Origin of the sequence: Vibrio hannami (genome assembly GCF_029589055.1) — a bacterium.
Lineage (GTDB): Bacteria > Pseudomonadota > Gammaproteobacteria > Enterobacterales > Vibrionaceae > Vibrio > Vibrio hannami.
On record NZ_JARQZP010000006.1, the window covers coordinates 226,220 to 251,274 of the forward strand.

At 43.7% G+C, this 25,055-nt stretch carries 19 protein-coding genes and 1 pseudogene; 8 read left to right on the plus strand and 12 right to left on the minus strand.

All coding sequences use genetic code 11. The annotated features are described in order from the left end of the window. Window positions 1-2: 2 nt before the first annotated feature. From P7F88_RS12335 to P7F88_RS12350, 4 genes are read right to left on the minus strand one after another with little or no spacing between them, the layout of a single operon-like run. Window positions 3-1,271 (minus strand): sigma-54-dependent transcriptional regulator, encoded by a 1,269-nt coding sequence (locus tag P7F88_RS12335; protein ID WP_277825118.1) that lies wholly within the window; start codon window positions 1,269-1,271, stop codon window positions 3-5. Beyond that, complete coding sequence (locus tag P7F88_RS12340; RefSeq protein ID WP_277825119.1) at window positions 1,261-3,123, minus strand: ATP-binding protein; 1,863 nt, start codon at window positions 3,121-3,123, stop codon at window positions 1,261-1,263. The genes P7F88_RS12335 and P7F88_RS12340 overlap by 11 nt, the downstream gene beginning before the upstream one ends. Then, window positions 3,066-3,617 carry an MCP four helix bundle domain-containing protein gene (locus P7F88_RS12345; RefSeq protein WP_277825120.1) on the minus strand — a complete coding sequence of 184 codons (552 nt, stop codon included), beginning with the start codon at window positions 3,615-3,617 and terminating at the stop codon, window positions 3,066-3,068. The genes P7F88_RS12340 and P7F88_RS12345 overlap by 58 nt, the downstream gene beginning before the upstream one ends. Next, the gene (locus P7F88_RS12350; protein WP_277825121.1) at window positions 3,607-4,926 is read right to left on the minus strand and encodes an ABC transporter substrate-binding protein; all 1,320 of its coding nucleotides are present in this window, start codon (window positions 4,924-4,926) and stop codon (window positions 3,607-3,609) included. Before P7F88_RS12350 ends, P7F88_RS12345 begins: the two co-directional genes overlap by 11 nt. Before the next feature lie 294 nt (window positions 4,927-5,220). On the opposite strand from P7F88_RS12350, the gene P7F88_RS12355 reads away from it, so the two are divergent. Together P7F88_RS12355 and pyk are read left to right on the plus strand one after the other, a co-directional pair. Then, window positions 5,221-6,564, plus strand: coding sequence for an MFS transporter (locus P7F88_RS12355; RefSeq protein ID WP_277825122.1), 1,344 nt, complete (start codon window positions 5,221-5,223; stop codon window positions 6,562-6,564). A gap of 101 nt (window positions 6,565-6,665) precedes the next feature. Continuing rightward, complete coding sequence (pyk, locus tag P7F88_RS12360) at window positions 6,666-8,117, plus strand: pyruvate kinase (RefSeq protein WP_277825123.1); 1,452 nt, start codon at window positions 6,666-6,668, stop codon at window positions 8,115-8,117. Between the two features lie 106 nt (window positions 8,118-8,223). Here pyk and glnG read toward each other — a convergent pair whose 3' ends face one another. The 3 genes from glnG to glnA form a co-directional block, all read right to left on the minus strand. Next, complete coding sequence (glnG, locus tag P7F88_RS12365; RefSeq protein ID WP_277825124.1) at window positions 8,224-9,633, minus strand: nitrogen regulation protein NR(I); 1,410 nt, start codon at window positions 9,631-9,633, stop codon at window positions 8,224-8,226. Between the two features lie 67 nt (window positions 9,634-9,700). Next, complete coding sequence (gene glnL, locus P7F88_RS12370; protein ID WP_277825125.1) at window positions 9,701-10,747, minus strand: nitrogen regulation protein NR(II); 1,047 nt, start codon at window positions 10,745-10,747, stop codon at window positions 9,701-9,703. Window positions 10,748-11,044: 297 nt separating this feature from the next. Then, window positions 11,045-12,454, minus strand: coding sequence for a glutamate--ammonia ligase (glnA, locus tag P7F88_RS12375; protein ID WP_277825126.1), 1,410 nt, complete (start codon window positions 12,452-12,454; stop codon window positions 11,045-11,047). 453 nt (window positions 12,455-12,907) lie between these two features. On the opposite strand from glnA, the gene typA reads away from it, so the two are divergent. Both typA and P7F88_RS12385 read left to right on the plus strand, forming a co-directional pair. Continuing rightward, window positions 12,908-14,737, plus strand: coding sequence for a translational GTPase TypA (typA, locus tag P7F88_RS12380; RefSeq protein ID WP_277825127.1), 1,830 nt, complete (start codon window positions 12,908-12,910; stop codon window positions 14,735-14,737). Between the two features lie 112 nt (window positions 14,738-14,849). Next, entirely contained in the window at window positions 14,850-15,377 is a 528-nt protein-coding gene (locus tag P7F88_RS12385) for an AAA family ATPase (RefSeq protein ID WP_277825128.1), read from the plus strand. Between the two features lie 14 nt (window positions 15,378-15,391). Here the strand turns inward: P7F88_RS12385 and P7F88_RS12390 are convergent, their stop codons facing one another. Continuing rightward, window positions 15,392-16,027: a DUF2959 domain-containing protein gene (locus P7F88_RS12390; protein WP_277825129.1), complete on the minus strand. Its 636-nt coding sequence runs from the start codon at window positions 16,025-16,027 to the stop codon at window positions 15,392-15,394. A gap of 56 nt (window positions 16,028-16,083) precedes the next feature. On the opposite strand from P7F88_RS12390, the gene P7F88_RS12395 reads away from it, so the two are divergent. From P7F88_RS12395 to P7F88_RS12405, 3 genes are read left to right on the plus strand one after another with little or no spacing between them, the layout of a single operon-like run. Further along, window positions 16,084-17,025: a virulence factor BrkB family protein gene (locus P7F88_RS12395; protein ID WP_277825130.1), complete on the plus strand. Its 942-nt coding sequence runs from the start codon at window positions 16,084-16,086 to the stop codon at window positions 17,023-17,025. After that, window positions 16,997-17,431, plus strand: coding sequence for a D-aminoacyl-tRNA deacylase (gene dtd, locus P7F88_RS12400; RefSeq protein WP_277825131.1), 435 nt, complete (start codon window positions 16,997-16,999; stop codon window positions 17,429-17,431). The genes P7F88_RS12395 and dtd overlap by 29 nt, the downstream gene beginning before the upstream one ends. A gap of 36 nt (window positions 17,432-17,467) precedes the next feature. Continuing rightward, window positions 17,468-18,421, plus strand: a complete 954-nt coding sequence (locus P7F88_RS12405) for a bifunctional GNAT family N-acetyltransferase/hotdog fold thioesterase (protein ID WP_277825133.1) — start codon at window positions 17,468-17,470, stop codon at window positions 18,419-18,421. Here P7F88_RS12405 and P7F88_RS12410 read toward each other — a convergent pair. From P7F88_RS12410 to hslR, 4 genes and pseudogenes are all read right to left on the minus strand, one after another. Then, a complete protein-coding gene (locus P7F88_RS12410; RefSeq protein WP_277825135.1) occupies window positions 18,395-20,290 on the minus strand; it encodes an AsmA family protein in 1,896 nt (631 codons plus the stop codon). The genes P7F88_RS12405 and P7F88_RS12410 overlap by 27 nt on opposite strands. A gap of 126 nt (window positions 20,291-20,416) precedes the next feature. Next, window positions 20,417-22,046, minus strand: a pseudogene (gene pckA / locus P7F88_RS12415) (phosphoenolpyruvate carboxykinase (ATP)). Between the two features lie 633 nt (window positions 22,047-22,679). Continuing rightward, a complete protein-coding gene (gene hslO, locus P7F88_RS12420) occupies window positions 22,680-23,555 on the minus strand; it encodes an Hsp33 family molecular chaperone HslO (protein WP_277825137.1) in 876 nt (291 codons plus the stop codon). An 18-nt stretch (window positions 23,556-23,573) separates the two neighbouring features. After that, window positions 23,574-23,963, minus strand: coding sequence for a ribosome-associated heat shock protein Hsp15 (hslR, locus tag P7F88_RS12425; protein WP_277825139.1), 390 nt, complete (start codon window positions 23,961-23,963; stop codon window positions 23,574-23,576). Between the two features lie 171 nt (window positions 23,964-24,134). On the opposite strand from hslR, the gene gspC reads away from it, so the two are divergent. Continuing rightward, window positions 24,135-25,052, plus strand: coding sequence for a type II secretion system protein GspC (gene gspC, locus P7F88_RS12430; RefSeq protein ID WP_277825141.1), 918 nt, complete (start codon window positions 24,135-24,137; stop codon window positions 25,050-25,052). Window positions 25,053-25,055: the final 3 nt, after the last annotated feature.

The following is a 25,055-nucleotide window of genomic DNA, read 5'->3' on the forward strand; positions in this document are numbered from 1 at the left end:
GTTTAACGGCTTTTAAATGCTTCTTTCTCTAACCCGTGTTTCTTCATCCTGAGATAAAGTTTTTTTCGTGGAATCTTCAGATGGTTTGCGGCTTCCGTAACTTTGCCAGAATGAAGGAACAAGGCATCCTCAATTAGTTGCTTTTCAAAGTTGTCAACCTGGCAGTCAAGAGGCGTTTCGTGACTCTCGGAACTATGTAACCGTTCTTGTTTAGTTAGCTTTACAATGCCGACAGCGTACAGTTCAGCCACATTTTTTAACTCCCTTACATTTCCGAGCCATAAGTGACTTCTGAGTACTGACAGATAATTTGCACTTACTTCCGGCAAAACTTTATTTAATGTCCTGCAGCTCTGTTTTAGAAAGTGATGGAACAGATGGGCAATGTCATCAGGGCGATCCACTAGAGGCGGAACCTCAATATGTCCCTGATTCAATATGTAATAGAGAGAGGGAACCAGTTGTTGGTTAGCGATCAGATTTTCCGGGCTTTCTTCAAATAGGGCGATAATACGAATATTGAATATGGCTTTGTGTTCCTGAGATAGCAGGGTATCTAATAGCTGTTGTTGGATTTCGAGATCCAGATTTTCGATACCACGGAATAAAATGGTACTGGAAGCATTTTGGTTAAACACAGACTCAATTTCGGCAAAGCCTTTAACCTGATGACCACTAATTTTTATGAGATTCTCATTAGTCTGATGACGATATTCATGAATCAATGAAGCGACGTGACTTCTGCCTGTGCCAGGTTTTCCAATAATAGATATGTGCTTATCTAGCATTGAGAGTTTCACTATATGTTCTCTGATTAACTTGCTGCGCGCTGATTTTCCAATAAAGTGCCTTTTGACACTTTTACTTAACTCCTCTTTGCGTTGGAAAAAAGTGTTTCGGACTTTAAGGTGCCGCGTGATTAACTGAAGAAATTCATTCGGATTGATTGGCTTCTCAAGAAAATCGCATGCGCCGTGTTGCAAGGCTTTAACTGCCATAGGGATATCGCCATGGCCTGTCACTAATATGATGGGAATATTTTCATCAAACTCTTTTATCTGAACCAGAAGGTCCATACCACTCATCTGTGGCATATACATATCCAGAACAATTATTCCCGGCCAATCTCGTGGAAGAGCCTTCAACGCCTGTGTCGGGTCGACAAGACAAAGTGATTGAATGTCTGTAATGGACAGCAAGTGTTTATATGAATCAAGTACATCCTGGTCATCATCAACGATAAGTACAGTGGTCGTGTTATCAACTTTCATAGCAAGGCACCTCCATTACAACCGTGGCACCACCATTTAGGTCAGAGGCTAGATAAATATTGCCATTAAAGCGCGATATCAGTGATTGAGATATCATTAAGCCTAACCCTAATCCAACTTCTTTTGTTGTTGTAAATGGGGTGAAAATCTTATCAATTACATCGTGATTAAATCCGTCACCGCTATCAGATACGGTCAGGCAGATAGTGTTTTTTTCTGTTGTATATCCTTCTATTTTTATCCAGTTTCCTTTGGAATTGTTGGCTTCGGAAACGGCGTCACATGCATTGACCAAAAGATTTATAAGAATCTGCTCTATCTGGACCGCTTCTGCGCATGTCGCTAAATCATCAGGTACGAAAGACTCGATAGTTATTTGTTGTTGTTTTGCTTTGCTACTAATAATTTCAACCGCTTTAGTGACTGCATCAGAAAGTTCTACACGCACCGGAGAGCTATCACCTGGCTTTTTGCGTGCAAACTGACGCAGATTATTGATGATTTTGCTCATTCGTTCGGTGAGCTCCTCTATTTTTGTCAGTGACTGATTTACTGAGTCATAATTAGAGGCGTTTATCGAGTATTTAGCGCTAAAAAGATACGCTGAGATTGCGGAGAGAGGTTGATTGAGTTCATGCGCCAGGCTTGTCATCGTTTGGCCGACAACGGCCATTTTGGCAGCATGAACCAGTTCGTCCTGCGTAGATTTCAGGTGTTGTTCGGTGCGCTTTCTCTCTTCTACTTCTTGTACGAGCTCCATATTCGTGTTTTGAAGTGATTGGGTTTTTTCAGCAACTCTTTTCTCGAGCAGGTGAGTTATCTCTATTTGCTCGGTGATATCCGTGATAGTAACGATGACCTTAGTTTGGCTTCCCTGGAGGTATTGGTGTAAGTCCAGCTTCAGAAAGCTGGGAGAGTGACTATCTCCAAATGTAATCGAAACAGAATCATGGCCTTTAGTTCGTAGTTGGCTGGTGGTTTCGAATAGTGATTGAATTTGAGAGCGATGTTGTTCAGGGAACCATTGCCATAGTGGCGATTTAGCCTGTTTTGTATCTTTGCAGAATAGTTGCCTTGCAGAATGGTTGATGGATTCGATACAACCGTTGAGCTCACAGGTAATAATACTTGCTTGCGTATTATTTAACAGATTCAATGCGTTAGTACGTTCCATCTCTTTCATCTGATCGATAAAAGTAGATAGTTTTTGGTTTATTAAGCTAATTTCATCTCTGCCAGCAGAATATATAGGCACATCCCAGCGCCCCTGCCCAATAGCTTCCAGGTTATTGCCTAATGTAGTCAGCCTTCCCACGATCTTATTTCTTATAAAGTAGGTGGTTAAAATCACACTGGTTAAAATTGAGAAGCTAAAACATAGTAGTAGCACATTATTTCCGTAAGCAACCTGTTTCGAAGTATTCGACTTTAGATCTGCAAAATGACCATCCGCTTCACTTACCAGGCTTTGTATTCCAAGATGCTGAGCTTTAAGAAGGTTATTTACGTGTTCTCTTGCTTCACCTACGGCCTGATAGCTTTCAAGCTTTTTGAGCAAAGCTTTGTGTAGCATTTTTTCCGGAAGTAATAGCTCGGCGTAATTTGAAAGCAACTGGAGGTAGGTTACTGCTGATGGTATAGAGTCAATCTTGTTGCTCTGATTGGTCAGCTTCTCGAGCTGGTATTGAAGAACCTTAGTGCCGTTATTTATTTGAGAGAAAGAAGAAGCAATAGAAACTTCTTCTATGATATTGAAAAGTTCCTTTTCTTGCTCGATAAGTTCCTGAATTGTTATTACATTATCGATAAACTCAGATACGTCCTGCTCATCGTTTTTCTCGATAATTGCCATAGCATTTCTTGATAAAGGGGTTGCAACTCCCAATAGATATCCTGGTGCAGCCATTGAATCTGCTTCTTTATTTGCTTTAAGTCGCGCTCTGAGTTCATGGATAAGGAAATGGATGAGTGATAATCATCTATTTTACGTTGAAGTTTAGCGTAGCCTTGCCTGAGATCTTTTACCTGAATAGTATCTTCAAGCTCATTCAGGGTGGAATAAATAGTCTTTAGCTCTTGTGCAATGGCCTCATATGACTCGCGAAGTTCATATCTGTTTCGTGCTGTAGATAGCTGTTCAGCAATGCTATGAATACGAAAACTAGCGGACTCTAATTGAGAGCTAGCAGTGTATTTGGGGACATTTGTATGAAGTATGTCTCCTACGTGATTATCCAGGCTATTCCAGGTCGCAAATGAAACCATACTAACCACAGTGATCAATACCGTCATGGCTGTGAATGCAAGCCTGAGCTTCATTCCAATGGAGTGATACTTACTTGCCATCGTTGATACCCTTCATGTAAGGAAGCGAGTCAATGAGTTCGTTGGCTTTTTTTAGATTAATGGCCAACTTTCCCTGCCACAACTTCAATACCTCAAGGCGTTCGGGATCTCGTTCAAGCTGAGTTAGGTTTGAATAGTGACCATCATTACTTAGTGCTGTCAGCGCGGTGCTCTGACTTACAGGCATGGTAAAGGCGATGTTTTTTGCCTTCTGTATTTGCTCTAAGTGGCTAGGAGAGTGCGAGTATTCTCTTTCTGCGCTGATGATGGAAAGCCAGGTTTCACATAGGTCGGGTAACCGTCTCGTTATGCTGAGATCAAAGAGGACCTGTATAGCTAGTTCTCTGTTGAAAGTTGAGTCTGTGGATAGAGTTGTGTGAGGTGACAAAGCCAGTTCAGAATCTCGCATAGAGTGTTTCGCAAGGGTTTTCTGTATCAAACCCTCCTGCACGGGTTGTGAGAGTAAAAAGCGAATAAAGATCTCAGCAGAAGAGTGGTTCTTCGATGTATTTATTATTCCTACGTAACTCGGCATAAGTGTAAAGTCAGACAAAGAGACAAAGCTGATATGACTAAGTCTTGTCTTGAGTCGAACAGCATAGCTATCAATAACCGGCCCGACAGCAGAATGCCCCTTAGCGACTCCGTCACTGACACCAAAACTCCGTGATGAAATGGTTGTCAGATTTGCAGCCATGTTCATGATCAGCTTCCAGCCTTCGTTCCAGCCATATTTCTGTAGCAGACTCTCGAGCATCAGTTGGTTGGTTCCCGAACGGGCAGGAGTGCTCGCTGACAGGTGACCAAAATACTCAGGCTTGGTGAGATCCCGCCAGGATGTCGGTTGCGATAAGTTATGGTTTTTCAGGTAATCTGAATTGATGATCAATCCACCACCTGAATAGGCAAAAGTCGTCACCTCTGCGTTATCGACCAGAGTGTAGGGCTTTAACCAGGTTGGTGTTTGTAATTTCTCGGGCAGTTGATCCAGATGCTTTCTTTCACTTAGGCCTTTCATCAAAAAAGGAGATGAGCTGAGTACCAGGTCCACATCCTGAATAAGAGGCCGATCAAGCAGATACCTTATTGAGCTGGTTCGTCGGTATAAAAGGTGAACTTTAGTTTCTGGAAAGCGTTGATTGAACTCTTCAACCAGAGGAGTTAATGATGCCTTAGAGAATGTCGTCAGAATAACCAGCTTGTCTGACTCAGCTTTTGCTGAATAGCTGATAAGCATGATTAGAGAGCAGAAAATTATTAGCGCTGCTGTTACCACGTTGTTTTTTCTGGCCGAAAGATACTTGTCCATGTCACAAAACTCACTCTAATTGTGAAGCGGTTCTTACTTAAGAAAACCAACAAAAAAAAGTCTGATTCTGTCGTGAGTCATTAGTGACTCTTTTCGCTGTTATGGATGTTAATGCTATCAATAGGTGGAATAATTATTGTGCTGTTTTTCTTGATTTTGGCTCGTATATTGTAAGGGCTTGTGTCACTTCTGACTCAAAATGGGTCATTTTTAACCTGTTGTCGTTTATATCAATATCACTCCGACAAAGCCGCCACATGGCTTAAACGCTATTTTCTAATTACGGAGTGGAATATGTTAAATTTCTTTAAAACTCGCCCGGATCTTCCGTTATCGGATGGTTCAAAGGCGGAAATGCAGTCCCGCTTTAAGCGGTATCAATGGCAGGTGTTCCTGGGACTAGTTTTCGGGTACGGTGTCTTCTATGTAGTGCGAATGAGTTTAGGTGTTGTGAAGAAACCTATGCTTGATGCAGAGATCGTATCGGTAGCTGAATTGGGTATCATGGGTTCTGCATTCTTCTTCACGTATGCATTTGGTAAGTTCTCGAATGGATTCTTATCAGACTACGCTAATATCGGACGGTTTATGTCCATCTCTTTGATACTTTCGAGTATCACAACCATTATCCTCGGCATGAACAGCGTAGCCTTTTTCTTCATTCTTCTATGGGGGGTGAATGGTTGGTTCCAGTCTGTGGGTTCTGCTCCTTCGTGTGTATCTCTGTACCAGTGGTTCTCGCCAAAGCAACGTGGTAGCCGTTACTCCATGTGGGGTGCTTCCCGTAGTATCGGTGAAGCAATCACCTGGATTCTGACTGCGACGCTAGTAAGTTACATGGGATGGCGTGCAGGCTTTATCGGTGCTGGTATTGCTGGTATTGCAGCTGGTCTGTGTATGCTTGTTGCTCTAAAAGACCGTCCTCAGACATATGGCCTTCCTGATGCGGCGACTGCATTTGATGAAGAGCCAGAGATCAAAAAGAAAAACGATCCTGTTGAAACTCGCAAAGCTCAGATGTTTGTGCTTAAGCAGCCTACGGTTTGGTTAATTGCAGCGGCGTGTGCGGCTATGTACATCTCTCGATATGCGATGTCTTCCTGGGCAATTCTTTACCTGCAAGAGAGTAAAGGATACTCACTTATCGATGCTGGTTTTGCGATGTCCACTTACCCATTAGCAGGTATGGCTGGTGCGATTTTATCAGGCATCATCTCGGACAAAGTGTTTAACGCTAACCGTCATATCCCAACACTTCTGTATGGTTTGGCAAACATTGGTGGTATGTGTCTTCTGTTCTTTGGACCAGAGAACCGTATGGTCGATGCAGTTGCGCTGAGTATGATTGGCTTCGCTATTGGTGGTCTGGTTGTATTCCTTGCGGGTCTGATTGCTTGTGACCTTATGCCTAAGAATGCGGTTGGTGCGGTTAAAGGCTTTATCGGGCTGTTCTCATATATCGCTGCATCGGCTCAGGAACTTATTTCTGCGTCTCTGATTGATGTATCTGAAGTGGATGGTCTGAAGCACTACAACTTCGACCAGGCTCAGTACTTCTGGCTTGCGGCGGGTGTGGTTTCATTAGTGCTAGCGCTCTCTGTATGGAACGCGAAGAAAGTGAACACAATCGATGAGTAATCTTTCTGAATCAGAACAATGATTCACATCGTGGAAGAGGAGCACCAATGGTGCTTCTCATTCCCTCCTCCATTTTAGTTACCTTATTCAGATGTAGAGTTATGAGTAAAACAAAGATTATTGCAACCATCGGCCCTGCTAGCGAAAGTGAAGTGATGATAGAAAAAATGATCACAGCAGGGGTGTCAGTTTTTCGATTTAATTTCTCTCACGGCGCTCTTGATGAGCACGTTCAGCGTGCAGAAAGAGTGAGGAAAACCGCTCTAAGATTAAGTAAACACGTTGCTATTTTGGCGGATTTACAAGGACCCAAGATACGTATTGCCTGTTTTGAGAATGAAAAAGTTCGGCTTAAGAAAGGTCAGGCATTTATTCTGGATGCGAATCTGGACAAAACTAAGGGCGATAATGAACGAGTTGGTCTGGATTATCCTGAGCTAATAGAAGATATAAATGAAGGGCAGATTCTGTTGTTAGATGATGGCAGAATCCAGTTGAAAACACTGGAAGTAAACCATGCAGAAAAGCATATTGTCACAGAGGTATTAACCAGTGGCACTCTTTCCAACAAGAAGGGCTTGAATGTACTGGGAGGAGGCTTATCGGCTCCGGCTTTGACGGAAAAAGATAAAAAAGACATTAAAGTGGCAGCGCATATAAAAGCGGAGTTTGTTGCGGTGTCTTTCCCTAGATCTGCTCAAGATATCCATGAAGCAAGGCAACTTATTCGGGAGGCCGGTAGCAACGCTGATATTATTTCCAAAATTGAACGTGCAGAAGTTGTTGAATCTTTGGAAACCATTGATGAGATGATATTGGCATCGGATGCCATAATGGTTGCCCGCGGTGATCTGGGCGTTGAGATTGGAGATGCTCAGTTACCAAAGATGCAAAAAAAGCTAATTGAGCGAGCTAATTATTTTGGTAAACCAAGTATTACCGCCACGCAGATTCTGGAGTCGATGATCTCCAGCTCAATGCCAACCAGAGCGGAAGTTTCTGATGTGGCGAACGCTGTGCTTGATGGTACAGATGCGTTAATGCTTTCAGCGGAGTCCGCGACAGGCCAATTCCCGGTGGAAGCGGTTCAAGCAATGGTGCGCGTGGCTGAAGCAACTGAATGCCAGCAAAACAACGCTGAAGACTTATGGAGTTCGGTTCGTCATTATTGCTCAGAGCCCGCTAAAGCTATGGCGGTCATGTCTGTGTTTTCCGCGGCGCAGGTCAAAGAGAGCATTGGAATAGTCATTGTAAGCCCAAGTGGTGATAGTGCGAAGTTAATGTCACGCTGCCAGGGGCATACTTCGCAACAATGGGCGTTATCCGATAACTGTGAAGCTCTTCGAAAAATGAGTCTCTTGAGAGGAGTTATTCCTATGTACATCTGCCTTAAAGGACAGGCGGAAGGAGAGTTGCTTGAGAGAGTGGAAAGTCATTTCAAACCAATTTTAAAGCAACAAAATATTACCCAGTTCCTACTTGCAAACCTGGAGCCTATCGAAGGTATAGGGAGCAATGCATCGTGTCGTTTGGTTGAGTTTTCTCCACACTAACTGAAGTAAATTTCAGTTAGCCCCCTTTGTCAGCTGCCTGTTAGCGCACGCGTTTAAGCCCGAAAGTGGGATGAGCGAGCGCCTTCAGGATTCACAGCTGACCTTTTTAGTTTATATCTAACTCTTTCAACTTCCGTGTAAGGGTATTACGACCCCAACCCAGCACCTTTGCCGCTTCCTGCTTGTGGCCATTAGTGTGGCTTAATGCGGTTTTTAGAAGAATTCGTTCAAACTCAGGTAATGCAAAAGACAGAAGCTCAGTCTCTCCTGACGCGAGAGCTGCATTTGCCCACGATTCCAGTTCAGTTTGCCAACTACCACTGCCTCCACTGGTAGCAACAGATTTTTCTTCTAATAATTCGGTAGGGAGGTCTGAAGGTAGAACCTCGCTGCCACTCGCCATTACTGTCAGCCAGCGACAGATATTCTCAAGCTGGCGAACGTTCCCTGGCCATGAAAGGCGCTTTAAGGCATCAACTGTTGAGGAGTGAAGCGTTTTTATTTCAACGCCAAGCTCTTCTGCTGCTCGTGCCAGGAAGTGCAGTGTTAGCTTCTCGATATCCTGTTTGCGATCTCTTAATGCAGGAATCTGAACTCGAATAACATTCAGACGATGGAATAAATCCTCACGGAATTTACCTTCGTGAACCAGCTTTTCAAGGTTCTGGTGGGTTGCTGCGACAATACGAACGTCAACTTTTATGCCTGAATGACCGCCAACCCGATAGAACTGTCCATCGGCTAACACCCGTAACAGTCGAGTCTGGATATCTAATGGCATATCACCGATTTCATCCAAAAACAGGGTTCCGCCATTAGCTTGTTCAAAGCGCCCCTGACGAACGTTGTTAGCACCGGTAAACGCGCCTTTTTCGTGTCCAAAAAGTTCTGACTCAATCAGGTCCTTTGGTATTGCCGCCATATTCAGAGCAATAAACGGATTTTTAGCCCTTGGGCTGTGGCGGTGCAGTGCATGAGCAACCAGCTCTTTACCTGTACCTGATTCACCGTTAATAAGAACAGATATAGAAGAGCGTGAAAGTCGGCCTATAGCACGGAATACTTCCTGCATCGCAGGTGCTTCACCAATGATCTCAGGAGCATCGGTTGTAAAAGCATCATCGGCAACTGCTTCTCTTTTTTGCTCGTGGCTATGAGTAATAGCACGCTCTACCAGCAGGAGGGTTTCATCAATATCAAAAGGTTTTGGCAGATACTCGAAGGCACCTTTTTGATAGGCGTTAACTGCCGCATCAAGGTCGGAGTGCGCCGTCATGATAATCACAGGTAAGTCTGGATGCCTGCTATGAACCTGGTTGAGCAAATCTAATCCATCGATACCCGGCATACGAATATCTGACACCAACACATCCGGAGTCTCCCGCTCCAGAGCCATGAGAACGCTTTCTGCATCTGCAAACGTCTCACACTGGATATTGGCAGACGAGAGTGTCTTTTCCATAACCCAGCGAATGGAGCTATCATCGTCTACGACCCAGACATATCCTTTACTCATATGAAACTTCCTTTATTTTGCTACTGATCCAATTTATATGAAGGTGATAAGTAGCTTAAAAAATTAATTAAATTGGTAGATAAATGGTGAACGTCGTTCTACCCGGCCAGCTTTCCACATCTATTTTGCCTTTGTGCTGGTCGATTAAATTTTGCGAAATTGATAACCCAAGCCCAGTACCGCCTTCTCTTCCGCTGACCATGGGATAAAAAAGCGTATCCTGAAGTTTGGATGGTATCCCCGGGCCGTTATCAATAATCTCGATTCTGGCAGCAAGCTTGTATCGGTGACCGTGAATATTGGCTTGATGCACTGTACGGGTTTTTAAAATGACAGTTGCATCATCCTGGTCTGCGAGAATTTGAGCGGCATTGCTAACGATGTTTAGCAAGGCCTGTTCTACCTGATCCGAATCCATAAGGATATCGGGCAAACTCGGATCATAGTCCCGGATAATCTCAATTCTTGGAGCTTCTAACTCAACCAGTTGACGGACTTTCTCCAGTACAACATGAAGGTTTTCTTCCTGTTTTTTGCCTGGTTTCTGGGGACCAAGAAGTCGGTCAACCAGAGCGCGAAGGCGGTCGGCCTGCTCGATAATGATCTGTGTATATTCACCAAGCGATGGATCCGGCAGCATTTTCTGAAGCAGCTGTGCTGCGCCTCTTAATCCACCTAACGGGTTTTTAATCTCATGAGCCAGCCCTCTCACCAGGAGTTTGGCCGCTTGCTGCTGTGCGTGTTGGTTCAGTTCCTGAGTCAGGCGTCTTTGCTGACCGATTTTTCGCATCTCTACCAACAGATAAAGTTTCTTTTCCCAGGTCAGTGGGCTAACAGTTACTTCTAGCATTAAAGGCTTGCCATCTACAACAAAGGTAACATCACTGTCGGTGATGCTTTGGCCACTTTGCAGGGGCTGAGTAAGAAGGGCAAGATCCATTGAAGCGTGCTGTATTAACTGAGAAAGAGGAACATCCAGTAAGCGTTTAGCACTTTGTGAGAATAATTGTTCGGCCGCTGGGTTTGCGTAACGAATGAGCAGGCTCTCATCCAGCATGATAGTCGCTGTTACTACGTTGTTCAGAATTGCATTTGAAAGATGATTGTTACTCACAACGCTCCCCTTGTCTGCGCCAAAATTGCACGTTGCACCAAGTTGGTGCGCAGTGTTTTATGAGTATGAGCCAAGATAGGGAGAACTCAAGAAATTTATTACGGGCAAAGCCTTATGATACGGGCTGTTGGCAATAATCTTTGCTTGTATCTGTGTTCCTCTTGGTACTCATGCACCGTTATAGAACATAGTAATGCAATTATCTTGCCGGATTAGGTTGGGAGATAGTTGATTGTAAAATAAATAAAAAAGGCTCACCCGAAGGTAAGCCTTTCTGTATTTCCGAGGAAATAAATCTTATACAGAGTAGTAAAGTTCGAACTCAAGTGGGTGAGTTGTCATGTTTACTTTCTCTACGTCCTGAGACTTAAGGTCGATGTAAGAATCGATGAAGTCATCAGAGAATACGCCGCCAGCAGTTAGGAACTCACGGTCTGCATCCAGACACTCTAGAGCTTCTTTCAGAGAGTAAGCTACTGTTGGGATTTCAGCTGCTTCTTCTGCTGGTAGGTCGTAAAGGTCTTTATCCATTGCTTCACCTGGGTGGATCTTGTTCTTAATACCGTCAAGACCAGCCATTAGCATTGCTGCGAAGCATAGGTATGGGTTAGCAGATGGATCACCGAAGCGTAGCTCGATACGACGTGCTTTAGGGCTTGGTACCACTGGGATACGGATAGAAGCAGAACGGTTACGAGCAGAGTAAGCTAGCATAACTGGTGCTTCGAAGCCTGGTACAAGACGCTTGTACGAGTTAGTTGATGCGTTCGCGAATGCGTTGATTGCGCGAGCGTGCTTGATGATACCACCGATGTAGTATAGAGCTGTCTCAGAAAGACCGCCGTACTTGTCACCAGCAAACAGGTTAACACCATCTTTGTTTAGTGACTGGTGAACGTGCATACCAGAACCGTTATCACCAACTAGTGGCTTAGGCATGAATGTAGCAGTCTTGCCGTATGCGTGAGCAACGTTGTGTACAACGTACTTGTAAACCTGAATTTCATCAGCTTTAGCTGTTAGAGTGTTGAAACGAGTAGCGATTTCGTTCTGACCAGCAGTCGCAACTTCGTGGTGGTGCGCTTCAACTACTTGGCCCATTTCTTCTAGAACAAGACACATTGCAGAACGGATGTCCTGAGATGAGTCAACAGGAGCTACTGGGAAGTAACCACCTTTAACGCCAGGACGGTGACCTTTGTTACCTTCTTCGAAGTCAGTACCAGTGTTCCAGCAAGCTTCAACGTCGTCGATCTTGTAGAAAGAGCCAGACATATCAGTGTTGAACTTAACATCGTCAAATAGGAAGAATTCTGGCTCAGGACCAATTAGTACAGTATCTGCGATACCTGTAGAACGCATGTACTCTTCTGCGCGCTTAGCAACAGAACGTGGGTCACGGTCGTAACCTTGCATTGTAGAAGGTTCTAGGATGTCACAACGGATGTTTAGTGTTGCATCTTCAGTGAATGGGTCAAGAACAGCACTTGCAGCATCAGGCATCATTACCATGTCTGATTCGTTAATGCCTTTCCAGCCAGCAACTGAAGAGCCATCAAACATTTTGCCGTCTTCGAAGAAGTCAGCGTCTACTTGGTGTGCAGGGATAGATACGTGTTGCTCTTTACCTTTTGTATCAGTAAAGCGTAGGTCAACAAACTTAACTTCGTTTTCTTGGATCAGCGATAGAACATTTTCTACTGACATCTTGGATAACCTCCAGTGTTGTTAAAGCGGTACAGTTCGTTATAACAAATTGTTATTGAACAACTTCAAGTCGATAAAATTGAAAGTGTATTCACTATAGCGAAAACTGTGCCAAAAAATCAAATCCTTTAATTTCAAGGGCTTAGTGTTTTTGTGTTTTGTTTTGGTGCAGCGTATGCACCAAAATGATCCTTAATTGCACCTAATTGGTGCAAGTGAGTATTGAGATGCTCAAAACATAGACTATTTCGCACGTTGTGCATTCAGTTGTCAATCAACTTTTTCATTCAACTGAGTTGAATTGTTTTAAATCAAAACTAAGGTTAAGGCAGTATTTTCGTTGTTCAAGATCACATTTCTTAGGCGTTTTCGGAAAAATCTGGTACATTAAGCGCCGATTTTTAAACCAAGTGGCGAAATATCGTCCCTTTTACTTTGAGTGAATCAAAATTCATGGCTACTCCACAGATTGATAAATTAAGAAATATCGCGATCATCGCGCACGTTGACCACGGTAAAACAACACTTGTAGATAAGCTTCTTCAGCAATCAGGTACGTTAGAATCTCGTGGAGAAGTTGAAGAGCGCGTAATGGACTCGAACGACATCGAGAAAGAGCGTGGCATTACCATCCTTGCAAAAAACACGGCGATTAACTGGAACGACTACCGTATTAACATTGTTGATACTCCGGGACACGCAGACTTCGGTGGTGAAGTAGAGCGTATTATGTCTATGGTTGATTCTGTGCTTCTGATTGTAGACGCTGTTGACGGCCCTATGCCTCAGACTCGCTTCGTAACTCAGAAAGCTTTTGCTCACGGTCTTAAGCCTATCGTTGTTATCAACAAGATCGACCGTCCGGGTGCTCGCCCTGACTGGGTAATGGATCAGGTGTTTGACCTGTTCGACAATCTGGGCGCAACTGACGATCAGCTAGACTTCCAGGTGGTTTATGCATCAGCACTAAATGGCTGGGCAACGATGGAAGAAGGCGATGAAGGCGAGAACATGGAACCACTGTTCCAGGCTATCGTTGAAAACGTAGCAGCTCCTGACGTTGACGTTGATGGCGCACTGCAGATGCAGATCTCTCAGCTGGACTACAGCTCTTATGTAGGTGTTATCGGTGTTGCTCGTGTAACTCGTGGTAGCGTTAAGCCGAACCAACAAGTAACTATTGTTAGTGCAGACGGTTCAACACGTAACGGCAAGGTAGGTACTGTAATGGGTTATCTGGGTCTTGAGCGTCACGAAGTTGAACAAGCAAATGCTGGTGACATCATCGCAATTACAGGCCTTGGTGAGCTGAAAATTTCTGACACCATCTGTGCACAGAACGCTGTAGAAGCGCTTCCAGCGCTTTCTGTTGATGAGCCGACGGTTACCATGACTTTCCAGGTAAACACGTCTCCATTCGCTGGTAAAGAGGGTAAATTCGTAACTTCACGTAATATCCTTGAGCGTCTTGAGAAGGAACTGGTACATAACGTTGCGCTTCGCGTAGAGCAGACTGACGATCCAGACAAGTTCCGTGTATCTGGTCGTGGTGAACTTCACCTTTCAATTCTGATTGAAAACATGCGTCGTGAAGGTTTTGAACTTGCAGTATCTCGTCCTGAAGTAATCATCAAAGAAGAAGATGGTCAGCTAATGGAACCGTATGAAACCGTAACTATCGATGTTCTTGAAGAGCATCAGGGCGGTATTATGGAGAACATTGGTCTTCGTAAGGGTGAGCTAACGGATATGTCTCCGGATGGTAAAGGCCGTGTGCGTATGGACTTTATGATGCCTTCTCGTGGTCTTATCGGCTTCCAGACTGAGTTTATGACTCTGACTTCTGGCTCTGGCCTTATGTACCACACGTTCGACCACTATGGTCCACATAAAGGTGGTGTGATTGGTCAGCGTAATAACGGTGTTCTAATTTCAAACGGCGCTGGTAAAGCACTGACAAACGCACTGTTCAACCTTCAGGAGCGCGGCCGTCTGTTTATCGGTCACGGTGTGGAAGTTTACGAAGGTATGGTTATCGGTATTCACAGCCGTGACAATGACCTTACGGTTAACCCGCTTAAAGGTAAGCAGCTAACTAACGTTCGTGCATCTGGTACGGATGATGCGCAGGTTCTTACTCCGCCAATCATTATGACTCTTGAGCAAGCGCTTGAGTTTATCGATGATGATGAGCTAGTGGAAGTAACACCAGAAAGCATCCGTATTCGTAAGAAGTTCCTTTCTGAGAACGAGCGTAAGCGTGCAGGTCGTGCGGCTAAATAAGCCCTTAGCTTTAACGTTTAGATAAAAATATACACCCTGAGTCACTTGTGATTCGGGGTGTTTTTTTATGCATGATCGTTAGATAAGGATATATCGAAAAGCAGGAAAACTGATGACAAAACCAATTATTATTACCGGTGGCCCAGGCGCGGGAAAAACGACGATTATTAATGCTTTGTCTGAGATGGGGCATGCAACTTACCCAGAATCATCTCGCCGTTTGATAGAAGAGCAGAGCGCTATAGAGAATGGAGTTTTGCCCTGGCATGATATGGCTGGCTTCGTCAAATTGTGCTTAGGGGTTATGGGTGACCAAAAGCTCCAGGCGCTGTACGATGACGGTTATTCGTTTCTTGATCGAGCGATAGGTGATCTGAGTGCTTATTCGATAATGAGTGGGTTAACACCCAGTGGTGAATTGAAAGAAGCTGCGCTTGGCTATTATTCAACGGTATTTGTATGCCGACCGAATAAGGTGACTTATGTACAGGATGAAGTTCGCCCATATCCGTTTGAACAGGCGATAGAGATACATGAATTGCTAGTGAGCACGTACCAGAGTCTTGGGTATGAAGTGATTGAAGTACCGTTTGACACGGTACTTGCTCGTTGTGATTTTATTCTTAGCTATCTGGCTTAGGTTCAGCGCAAAGATTACTTTAGCTTTGCCAGAAACTTATCCGACTCAGCAATCGCTGCTTGCATCTCTTTAATAGCGTAAGAGATATCTTTTTCCAGGCTCATAAACTCACCCTGTAGGGAACCAATCGCACTGGCGTTCAGGTTATGTTTTAAGTATAGAGTGTTGTCGCGAAGTGTGTTCAGAACTGGAGTCATTTTGGCTTCAGCTTTTTTCATTGCTTTTAGCATGGTTTGGTAGGAAGCCTTTGTTTCTTTTAGTTTCTGCTCGCTATTTCGGCGAAGTTTACTGCTGGTGTACAGCTCTAACTCTTGTTCCCACTCTTCAAACAGGGCATCGGAGACATCTTCAATAGCAGCGATTCTTGAACTTACATCTTCTGCGGCTTTTTCGCTATCCTCATATTTCTCATTGATCTGCTTATACATGACTTCCAGATCGCCACCATCAAACTGAGTGAGAGCGGAAAGTGCATCTAAGGCGCTGGTAAATTCCTGCTGAGCCTCTTGTTGTGACTCTTTGGCATCTTCGACTCGGTCAACCATGATGTCTCTTTTGTGAATGCCGACTTGCTCCATTGCGGAGTAGTAAGTTGACTGACATCCGGTTAAAGTGGCGGTAACAAGAAGAAAGCTAAGAAAGTAGCGCATAATGAAATCCTTTCTATTAGAATGCGTTATATAAAGATTTAAATGTATTAAGTAGGATGAACCAGTTGTCAGGAAGATACAAGTTGATTTCCCAGCGTTCTTTGAGAACGCTGTTGCATTTCTTAGCCTATCTCTATCAAAGGATGAAGCACGACAGAGTAAATATCAGTGCAGGTTATCTTGCCTATATTACGATTTTGTCATTAGTGCCTATGGTGACAGTTCTATTTTCTATTCTCTCGTCGTTCTCATTTTTTGATAATACTGGTGCGGTTATTCAGGACTTCGTTATTCGCAACTTTATGCCGACCGCTGGTGATGCGGTTAATCAGGCATTGAAAGATTTTGTCTCCAATACCGGAAAAATGACGGCGTTTGGTGTGCTTTTTCTGTTTATTGCTGCGATGATGCTTATCTCCAATATCGATAAAAACCTGAACTATATTTGGCGAATAAAACAAAAACGGCGAGCAATATATTCGTTTTCAATGTACTGGATGGTTTTGACTCTTGGTCCAATTTTTATTGGTGCGAGTATCGCTGCGACGTCTTATATAACGTCGTTACGCTTAATGCAGTTTGAGACGCTTTCTGGTGCTTACAACATGCTGTTAAGCTGGTTACCTTTTCTTATCTCGATTGTCGCTTTTATCGGCTTGTATATGCTGGTGCCGAATACTAAGGTTAAGTCTGGTCATGCGCTGACTGGTGCGGTTATTGCTGCTTTGCTGTTTGAGTTGTCTAAGCGTGGTTTCGCCTTATACATCACTCAGTTTCCTTCTTATCAACTAATTTACGGTGCATTAGCGACTATTCCGATTCTTTTTGTCTGGGTATATCTGTGCTGGCTTATTACGCTGTTTGGTGCAGAAGTCACGGCAGCTCTTGGTGAAGGGGAAAGCTGGAGAGAAGAGAAAGACATGGTACACTCGAAGGTAGATTCAAACCATTCAGAAAAGGAAAGTAGTTGTGATAGCTCTGATCCAGAGAGTAAGTGAAGCAGCGGTAAAGGTCGATGGCGAAGTGGTAGGTGAAATCGACAAAGGGCTTCTGGTTTTACTGGGTGTCGAACGCGATGACGATGAAGTGAAAGCAAAACGACTTATGGAGCGTGTCACTACTTACCGTGTTTTTGGTGATGAAGAAGACAAGATGAATTTAAACGTTCAGCAAGTGAACGGAAAAGTATTAGTCGTGTCTCAATTTACATTACCGGCAGATACAAAGAAGGGTACCCGTGCTGGTTTTTCTCGCGGCGCGCATCCATCAGAAGCTGAGAGATTGTATGAGTATTTCTCTGATCGATGCGCAGAAGTGCTACCAACAGAGCGCGGACGCTTTGCCGCAGATATGAAAGTGTCACTGGTAAACGATGGACCAGTGACGTTCTGGCTTCAGGTTTAGTCGGTTACTTGAGTATATTACCGAAAAAGGATTTCTATGTTTAAGCTAATCACGCCCAAAACCGAAAATCAGATAGCCAAGTATTATCAGTTTCGTTGGCAGATGCTGCGCGAACCCCTTCGTTTGCCTAAGGGCTCTGAGCGTGATGAATTTGATGAGATGAGTCATCACCGAATGATAGTCGACAGCCGTGGAAGACCAATGGCTGTCGGGAGGCTTTATATTACGCCAGACAACGAAGGTCAGATTCGTTTTATGGCGGTAAAGGCAAACAGACGACAGCGTGGTGTAGGGTCACTGATACTTGTGGCACTTGAGTCGTATGCCCGACAGGAAGGGGTAAAACGCCTTGTATGTAATGCCAGGGAAGATGCTCTTGGCTTTTACAAGAAAAATGGTTTTGAAAGTCAGGGAGAGCTGAGTGATCAGCAAGGGCCTAACCGTCATCAGCAATTAGTAAAGCCGCTAGATCCTATGGCTAATGTACTGCGTAAGCCGCAGTGGTGTACTGAGTTGCAGGAGCGATGGGAACAACAGATTCCAATCAGTGACAAGATGGGCATCAAAATTAATCAGTACACAGGCTACCAGTTTGAGTGCTGCGCCCAGTTAAATCCTAACCTGAACCCTAGGAACTCAATGTTTGCCGGGTCAGCTTTTACTCTTGCAACCCTTACGGGGTGGGGTATGACCTGGCTATTGATGAAAGAGCGTGGGCTGACGGCTGATATCGTTCTTGCTGACAGTAATATCCGCTTCCGTCATCCGGTAGAAAAAGCCCCGGTTGCGAAAACTTCATTGGATGGGATCAGTGGCGATCTCGATAGGCTGGGTAAAGGTAGAAAAGCCAGAATTATCATTAATGTCACTATTTATAGTGGAGATAAAGCTGCGGTTGAGTTTGTAGGTACCTACGTTTTGCTGCCCCCTAAGAGTGCTGATAAACAGGAGCAGCAAGAGGCATTAATCGACGCTGCAATGAATGTTTAACGATTCAGAGCCAGAAATCAGATCCCACTCTTTTTTCTGGCACTCCTGCTCCAGGCTGAGTTTCATCTGGCTATTTTCAATATCTAGCAGATCGACTTTTGCTTCTAATAATCCCTTCAAAGATTCTCCTTCAATCTTAAGTGGCTTTAACTCTATTTGGCCTCTGGATGCATTAACCTGAATATCGGAAAACTGTATTGGGTGGGGAGTGAAGCTTTCCTCTTCATCGCTTTCATTGATAAGTGATGCTTCTCTGATAGTTCCTATTAGTTCGGCATTTAGGGAGTGATTGAACATCAAATTATCACCTCCCAGCCCGGATGTACTGAGTTGAAATTCTGTAATACCTTCTACATCTATGGGGAACGAATACCAGTGAGAAAAGAATTTAAGAGGAATTCCGTCAGCGGATACCTCGAATCGCCAAGGTTGGCTAACCCTACTCAGGTCAAAGGTTCCCGTTGCTTCTATCAAACCATTTTCCAGAGGGATAAATGCTTCCTGAAGAGACCACATTCCCTCGTCATTTTGCATTCGAAGAAACATCTGGCTTGAAAGAAGGTTGTCGTAACTGGCGCTGTTTGCACTGATATCGAGCTTGCCCTGCCATAATCCCCACTTACCGTCTTTGATTACAGATAATTGCTTCCCTTCAGCATTTAACCCACTAAGTTGCCACCTAACTCCCTTATTTAGTTGAATAAACTGGCTACGTTTTACCTCCAGTGTATTTATATTAAGAAACTGCACGTTAGATAGTGTGTCGGTTATAAAATCTGTTTCGCCAGCACTTTCCGGTATCCATTTAAGGCCGCTAATATTAAGGAAATCGAGGTCTGCACTGTTTGGGGTTAGTACGCCCTTTGTGTTGATTAGGCCCTGCTGAAATTCCGTATCGAACTCTTTGATAACTATTTTCTTATCGTCCAGCTCCAGTTGAAATGCTGGCTCTATCAGATTCTGGTCGTGAATAGTGATGTTATCTGCGTCCATTGAGGCATAAGCACTGTCCTGGTTCCACATATCGGATTTTAGCTTTACGTTTTCCAGCGAAAGGTCGAAGTTAGACATTGAAATTAAAGGAGTTTCAACCGAGCTTTTAAGTACATCCAGACTATTTACATGATCAACATAATCACGAATATCACCGAGCCCAAGCTGACTGATTTTTTGCCATTGGTTTACAGTTAGTCGCAGGCCATCTATTGTGAAGTTAACCAGAGACCATCCGGATTCATATTGCTCCGCCTGTCCTGAGAATTTTCCTCCACGCCAGTCAAAAGAGAGTCCGTAAATCGTACTAGAGTCTGGCTTGTAGTCTGCATCGATTAGCAGTGCGTCCAATGCTTCACCGCGCCAGTAAATTTGCTCGGCAGAAAACTGAATGGTTCCAAATGGTATTGGAAGTGAGTTATCTGAAAACTGAGGATCTTTTATCTGGATGTTTATATCGCGGCCAATAATGTCACCGTCTGAGTAATCCAGATTTTTAATGGCAAGCTGCTTTAGCGATACCGCCATATTCTCAGGAAGTTGCGGAATGCCTTGTTGTAGGCTGATTCCATCAATAAGAATGCTGTCGATAGTAGGACGAGAGCTAAAAAGCGAAGACGGTGTAATCCATATATCCAGCTTGCTGATTGATATTGGTGTTTCCTGAAGTCCTTCAATATCTACTCCGGTAAGAGATACATGGTTGGGTAGATTAAATTCAGCATCATAAACCGTTACTGGCAGAGAGAGGTGTTGAGATATTCGGTTAACGATGGAACTCGCATATTGCCCCTGTAAAGCCCAATACAAAGCGCCAATCACTAAGGTGATGATTAGCAGTATAGATGCAGTGGTAATTACAAATGTCCGTTTCATTCAACAGGTTCCGTTTAGCTCGGCTTTTTAACCAGTTGACTACAGAGTGACGTAAAAAAGTGTTGGATTCAATAAAAAGCCCCTCAAATGAGGGGCTTGAATAACGATTTGTTATGTAAGTCAGAATTAGTCTAGCTGAGGTCCAGCTGCTACTAGTCTTGCACCTTCTTCATTATCAGTGTACTTGTCAAAGTTCTTAATAAAGCGGCCAGCTAGATCTTCTGCTTTGCTTTCCCACTGTAGAGGATCAACATAGGTATCACGAGGATCCAGAATTGCAGGGTCAACACCAGGAAGTGCTGTAGGTACTTCCAAGTTGAAGATTGGAACCTGCTTAGTTTCTGCTTTATCTATAGAGCCATCCAGGATTGCATCGATAATGCCACGAGTATCCTGGATAGAGATACGTTTACCGCTACCGTTCCAGCCAGTGTTTACAAGGTAAGCTTCAGCACCTACTGCTTCCATACGCTTAACCAGTACTTCTGCATACTTAGTTGGGTGCAGAGTAAGGAATGCCGCGCCGAAACAAGCAGAGAATGTAGGAACAGGCTCTGTGATACCACGCTCTGTACCAGCTAGCTTAGCTGTAAAGCCAGATAGGAAGTGGTACTCAGTTCTGATCCGGAGTCAGCTTAGATACTGGTGGTAGAACACCAAATGCATCAGCTGTCAGGAAGATAACTTTCTGTGCGTGACCCGCTTTAGATACCGGCTTAACGATATTGTCGATATGGTAAATTGGGTAAGATACACGAGCGTTTTCTGTTTTCGATGCGTCATCAAAATCGATAGAACCATCGTTACGTACAACTACGTTTTCTAACAGAGCATCACGACGGATAGCATTGTAGATGTCTGGCTCAGCTTCTTTAGAAAGACGAATTGTCTTAGCGTAACAGCCACCTTCGTAGTTGAAGATACCATCATCATCCCAGCCGTGTTCGTCATCACCGATTAGCTGACGTTTTGGATCAGTAGACAGTGTTGTTTTACCAGTACCAGACAGGCCGAAGAAGATTGCTACATCGCCTTCTTCACCAACGTTCGCTGAACAGTGCATTGATGCAATGCCTTTTAGAGGAAGGAAGTAGTTCATCATTGCGAACATACCCTTCTTCATTTCGCCGCCGTACCAGGTACCACCGATAAGCTGCATTTTTTCAGTTAGGTTGAACACAGTATAAACTTCAGAGTTCATGCCATGTTTTTCCCAATCTGGGTTTTCAGTTTTCGCCGCGTTCATTACTACGAAGTCAGGCTCAAATGTTTTTAGCTCTTCTTCAGTAGGGCGAAGGAACATATTCTTAACGAAGTGTACCTGCCAAGCTACCTCTGTGATAAAGCGAATCTTAATGCGTGTATCTTCGTTTGCACCACAGAAACAATCCAGAACAAATAAGCGTTTGCCAGAAAGCTGATTTGTGGTCAGAACTTTAAGATCGTTCCACGCATCCTGATCAATTGCTTTGTTGTCGTTCTTAGCTTGCTCCGACGTCCACCACATTGTGTCTTTAGTTGTTTCATCTTTTACGATGAACTTATCTTTTGGTGAACGCCCCGTAAATATACCAGTGTCAACCGCAACAGCGCCTAACTCAGTAACGATGCCTCTCTCAAAACCTTCGAGATCGTCTCGTGTTTCCTCTTCGAACAACATTTCGTAACTTGGATTGCGAACAATCTCTTTCACGTCAGTTAGTCCGTACTGGGTTAGGTCTAGTTCTGCAGCCTTAGTATGTTCCATAACGGTCATAGGTAGCTCCTTATTGAGATTTTTGTAGGGATTTTGTAAAAATTTGTTTTTAAGTCTGTTGACCATGCTAGCAACGTGAAAGCCAGAAAACAGGGAGACAAGTCAAAAAATATCCAAGAATAAAATGCTGTTTTCGTCTTTGGTTCACATTTTTTATCGAATAGGGTGCTACCAAAGTATAGGATTGCGTTAGATCAAAAAATATGCAAATAACTTTCGAAATCGAGCATTTTGCTTTCGTTTTTGTGTTTGTTGTATGGTGTTTTAAACGGTGTAAATGCAATAAAAGTTATTTATAACATTGGGTTATACTTATTGTTCGTTATGTTCGAGTTGGGTTTGGAATGACAATTATCGAGAATAATCTTTCCTCCAACATCTATATTGTCAAAAAGCTCAATTGCCTGATTTTCGTCGATAAGAGGAAGGAGGGAAAAGAGGGAGTGGACAGAGCCGTTGTTAAGTTTTTTGGTGGTTAATTTGGAGATATTGTTAATTTTTATTCTTTAAATGATAGGGTTGAGACTGTTTTTAGTTTTAGTGCTTATATAATGAAAAAAGCCAACATGTGACTGCTGGCTTAGTAAAAGAGTTCGTTTATTTTCTTAGATTAGGACCTTGCCTAATGCCGAATTAATGAACAGTTTTATTTTCTGTTCCAGGTTGGTTGTACAGTTCTTCGACCTGGTCTTTATCAAAAGAGTAGTTTGCACCACAGTAGTCACAATGCAGAGCAATGCTTCCTTCATGAGCTAAGATGTCATACACTTCTTTTTTATCTATTGTTAAAATTGCTCCAGCGCTTCGTTCTCGTGAACAACCACAATGAAACTCAACTTCCTGTGGGTTAAACAGTTGTACAGTCTCCTGATTGTATAGTCGGTAAAGCAGTTCGTTTGCTTCTAGCGAGAACAGCTCTTCGTTCTTAATTGTGCTGGTAAGTTGTTCCAGGTGATCAAAGTCCTCTGGAGAGCCTGTTCCATCAGGAACAACTTGAAGAAGCATACCTGCCGCATGTGGCTTACCTTCATGCTCACCCAAACGAATCCAAAGGCGAGTTTTCAGCTGTTCTGAGCGAATGAAGTAGTTTTCCAGCACTTCAGAAAGTGAATCACCCTCCAGACCGACTACACCCTGGTAACGTTCACCTTTATTTGGCGTGATAGTGATTACAAGGTGCCCTTTACCCATAAGAGTATGCAGATCTGCATCGTCCGCAATATCACCTTCCCAACGAGCGACGCCTCTTACTTTCTGATCATGGTCGCCATTGATTACTGCTAGAGAAACGGGGCCGTCGCCTTGCAGCTGAAGGGTAATTGAACCTTCAAACTTAAGTGTTGCAGTTAAAAGAGTGGTTGCGACTAGTAGCTCACCGAGCAGGTTCTGAACCGGCTGCGGATATTCCTTGCTGGAAATAATTTGTTGGTATGTCTCGTCCAGTTGAACCAACTCGCCACGTACAGATAAATCTTCAAATAGGTAGCGGTTTAAAACATTGTTTGCCATTGCAGGAAACTCCAGCTGTTATTGATGTTTAAATTTAATAAGATCGCGACGCTGCTTTTTATCGGGCCTGCGATCCGGGCTTGGGCTGTGAAGGGCATTCATTTTACGCTTCATGTTGTCCTCTTCACGCCTTGCGATACTTTCATCCGTTTCTCTATAAAGAGTCTGAGCTTCAGGTGCGCCACGGCGTTTGTCTGAAATCTTCTCTATGATAACGGTCTTTTCTTCGTTTCCTTGTCGAAGCCTAATTTGTGCTCCGATTTCCACTATTTTGCTTGGTTTCGTTCTCTGGTCGTTATAATGGACTTTACCACCATCCACCATATTGCGAGCGATTGAACGTGTTCTGTAAAACCGGGCGGCCCATAACCACTTATCCAGCCTTACAGCTTCGGTTGTCACATTCATATTAAATACTTATATTTTGACTATTTGTTGGAACTAAAAATGGTGATATAAGTCCATCTTTTCAAGGGTGCTCAAAAAATGAGAGGAAAATCACCCTAACATCATATGTCTATGCTATTTTGCGTATTGCTTGTAAGCTTAAATAGTTAATTTTACCCAAGGTTTTTACTCATGTCGTTTACGCTGAGTCCTTCAGATAAAGTAAATCGTTTTTTTTCGGTTTTATTTCGAGGGCTTATCAATTCTCAGGCTAAATTCAGCCTCTTTTTTACCGCTGTATTTGTTTCTCTTTCTGCCTGGATTGTAGGAGAACTTATTTGGTATAGCGCAGAGAGCAGCTCAACGACACAATGGCGAGCACAGCAAAGTGTATCAGCTACTCAGGAGAGTGCCAATTTTGATACCAAAGAGTTAAAACAAGCGAACCTGTTTGGCTTATATTCGGAAAAGACAGAGCCTGTAAAAAGAGCGGTAGTTGTTCAAGATGCACCGAAGACCAGACTGAGCCTTACGCTTGTTGGTGTGGTTGCCAGTTCTAATGACGCTAATAGCCTGGCTGTTATTTCTAATAGAGGCGTTCAGGCTACCTATGGTATTGACGAAAGCATTGAGGGAACCAGAGCGAGATTAAAGGCGGTGCTGGTAGACCGGGTTATTATCGACAATTCCGGTCGTAATGAGACCCTGATGTTACAGGGAATAGACTATAGTAAACGTGTAGTCGAACCTGAAGATGTGAGACGAAGCCCAAGCGTAGGCCGTTCCGGCAACAATCCAACATTTAGCCTGCAAGATATCAGGCAAGAGATAGCAGAAGACCCACAAAAGTTGTTGCAGTATATCCAGCTTTCTCAGATGCGTGGTCAAGATGGCAAATTGATAGGATATCGGGTTAGGCCGGGCAAAAATAGGGTTTTATTTGAGAGTGTGGGATTGAAGAGCGGAGATATCGCTACACACATCAATGGCGAAGATTTAACAGATTCAGCCACTATGGGCAGGATCTGGAAGTCTCTTTCTGATTTGACTGAGTTAAACCTGACAGTAGATAGAAAAGGTCAGGCAGAAGAGATTTACATTCAATTTTAGGGA

Bases quoted from the DNA above. Each gene is read 5' to 3' on its own strand.
- gspC (WP_277825141.1), top strand. From the start codon at position 24,135: ATGTCGTTTACGCTGAGTCCTTCAGATAAAGTAAATCGTTTTTTTTCG.
- P7F88_RS12385 (WP_277825128.1), top strand. From the start codon at position 14,850: ATGACAAAACCAATTATTATTACCGGTGGCCCAGGCGCGGGAAAAACG.
- glnG (WP_277825124.1), bottom strand. From the start codon at position 9,633: ATGAGTAAAGGATATGTCTGGGTCGTAGACGATGATAGCTCCATTCGC.
- glnA (WP_277825126.1), bottom strand. From the start codon at position 12,454: ATGTCAGTAGAAAATGTTCTATCGCTGATCCAAGAAAACGAAGTTAAG.
- pyk (WP_277825123.1), top strand. From the start codon at position 6,666: ATGAGTAAAACAAAGATTATTGCAACCATCGGCCCTGCTAGCGAAAGT.
- P7F88_RS12355 (WP_277825122.1), top strand. From the start codon at position 5,221: ATGTTAAATTTCTTTAAAACTCGCCCGGATCTTCCGTTATCGGATGGT.
- typA (WP_277825127.1), top strand. From the start codon at position 12,908: ATGGCTACTCCACAGATTGATAAATTAAGAAATATCGCGATCATCGCG.
- hslO (WP_277825137.1), bottom strand. From the start codon at position 23,555: ATGGCAAACAATGTTTTAAACCGCTACCTATTTGAAGATTTATCTGTA.
- P7F88_RS12405 (WP_277825133.1), top strand. From the start codon at position 17,468: ATGTTTAAGCTAATCACGCCCAAAACCGAAAATCAGATAGCCAAGTAT.
- P7F88_RS12390 (WP_277825129.1), bottom strand. From the start codon at position 16,027: ATGCGCTACTTTCTTAGCTTTCTTCTTGTTACCGCCACTTTAACCGGA.
- P7F88_RS12395 (WP_277825130.1), top strand. From the start codon at position 16,084: ATGAACCAGTTGTCAGGAAGATACAAGTTGATTTCCCAGCGTTCTTTG.
- hslR (WP_277825139.1), bottom strand. From the start codon at position 23,963: ATGAATGTGACAACCGAAGCTGTAAGGCTGGATAAGTGGTTATGGGCC.
- P7F88_RS12340 (WP_277825119.1), bottom strand. From the start codon at position 3,123: ATGGCAATTATCGAGAAAAACGATGAGCAGGACGTATCTGAGTTTATC.
- P7F88_RS12335 (WP_277825118.1), bottom strand. From the start codon at position 1,271: ATGAAAGTTGATAACACGACCACTGTACTTATCGTTGATGATGACCAG.
- P7F88_RS12410 (WP_277825135.1), bottom strand. From the start codon at position 20,290: ATGAAACGGACATTTGTAATTACCACTGCATCTATACTGCTAATCATC.
- P7F88_RS12350 (WP_277825121.1), bottom strand. From the start codon at position 4,926: ATGGACAAGTATCTTTCGGCCAGAAAAAACAACGTGGTAACAGCAGCG.
- P7F88_RS12345 (WP_277825120.1), bottom strand. From the start codon at position 3,617: ATGGCAAGTAAGTATCACTCCATTGGAATGAAGCTCAGGCTTGCATTC.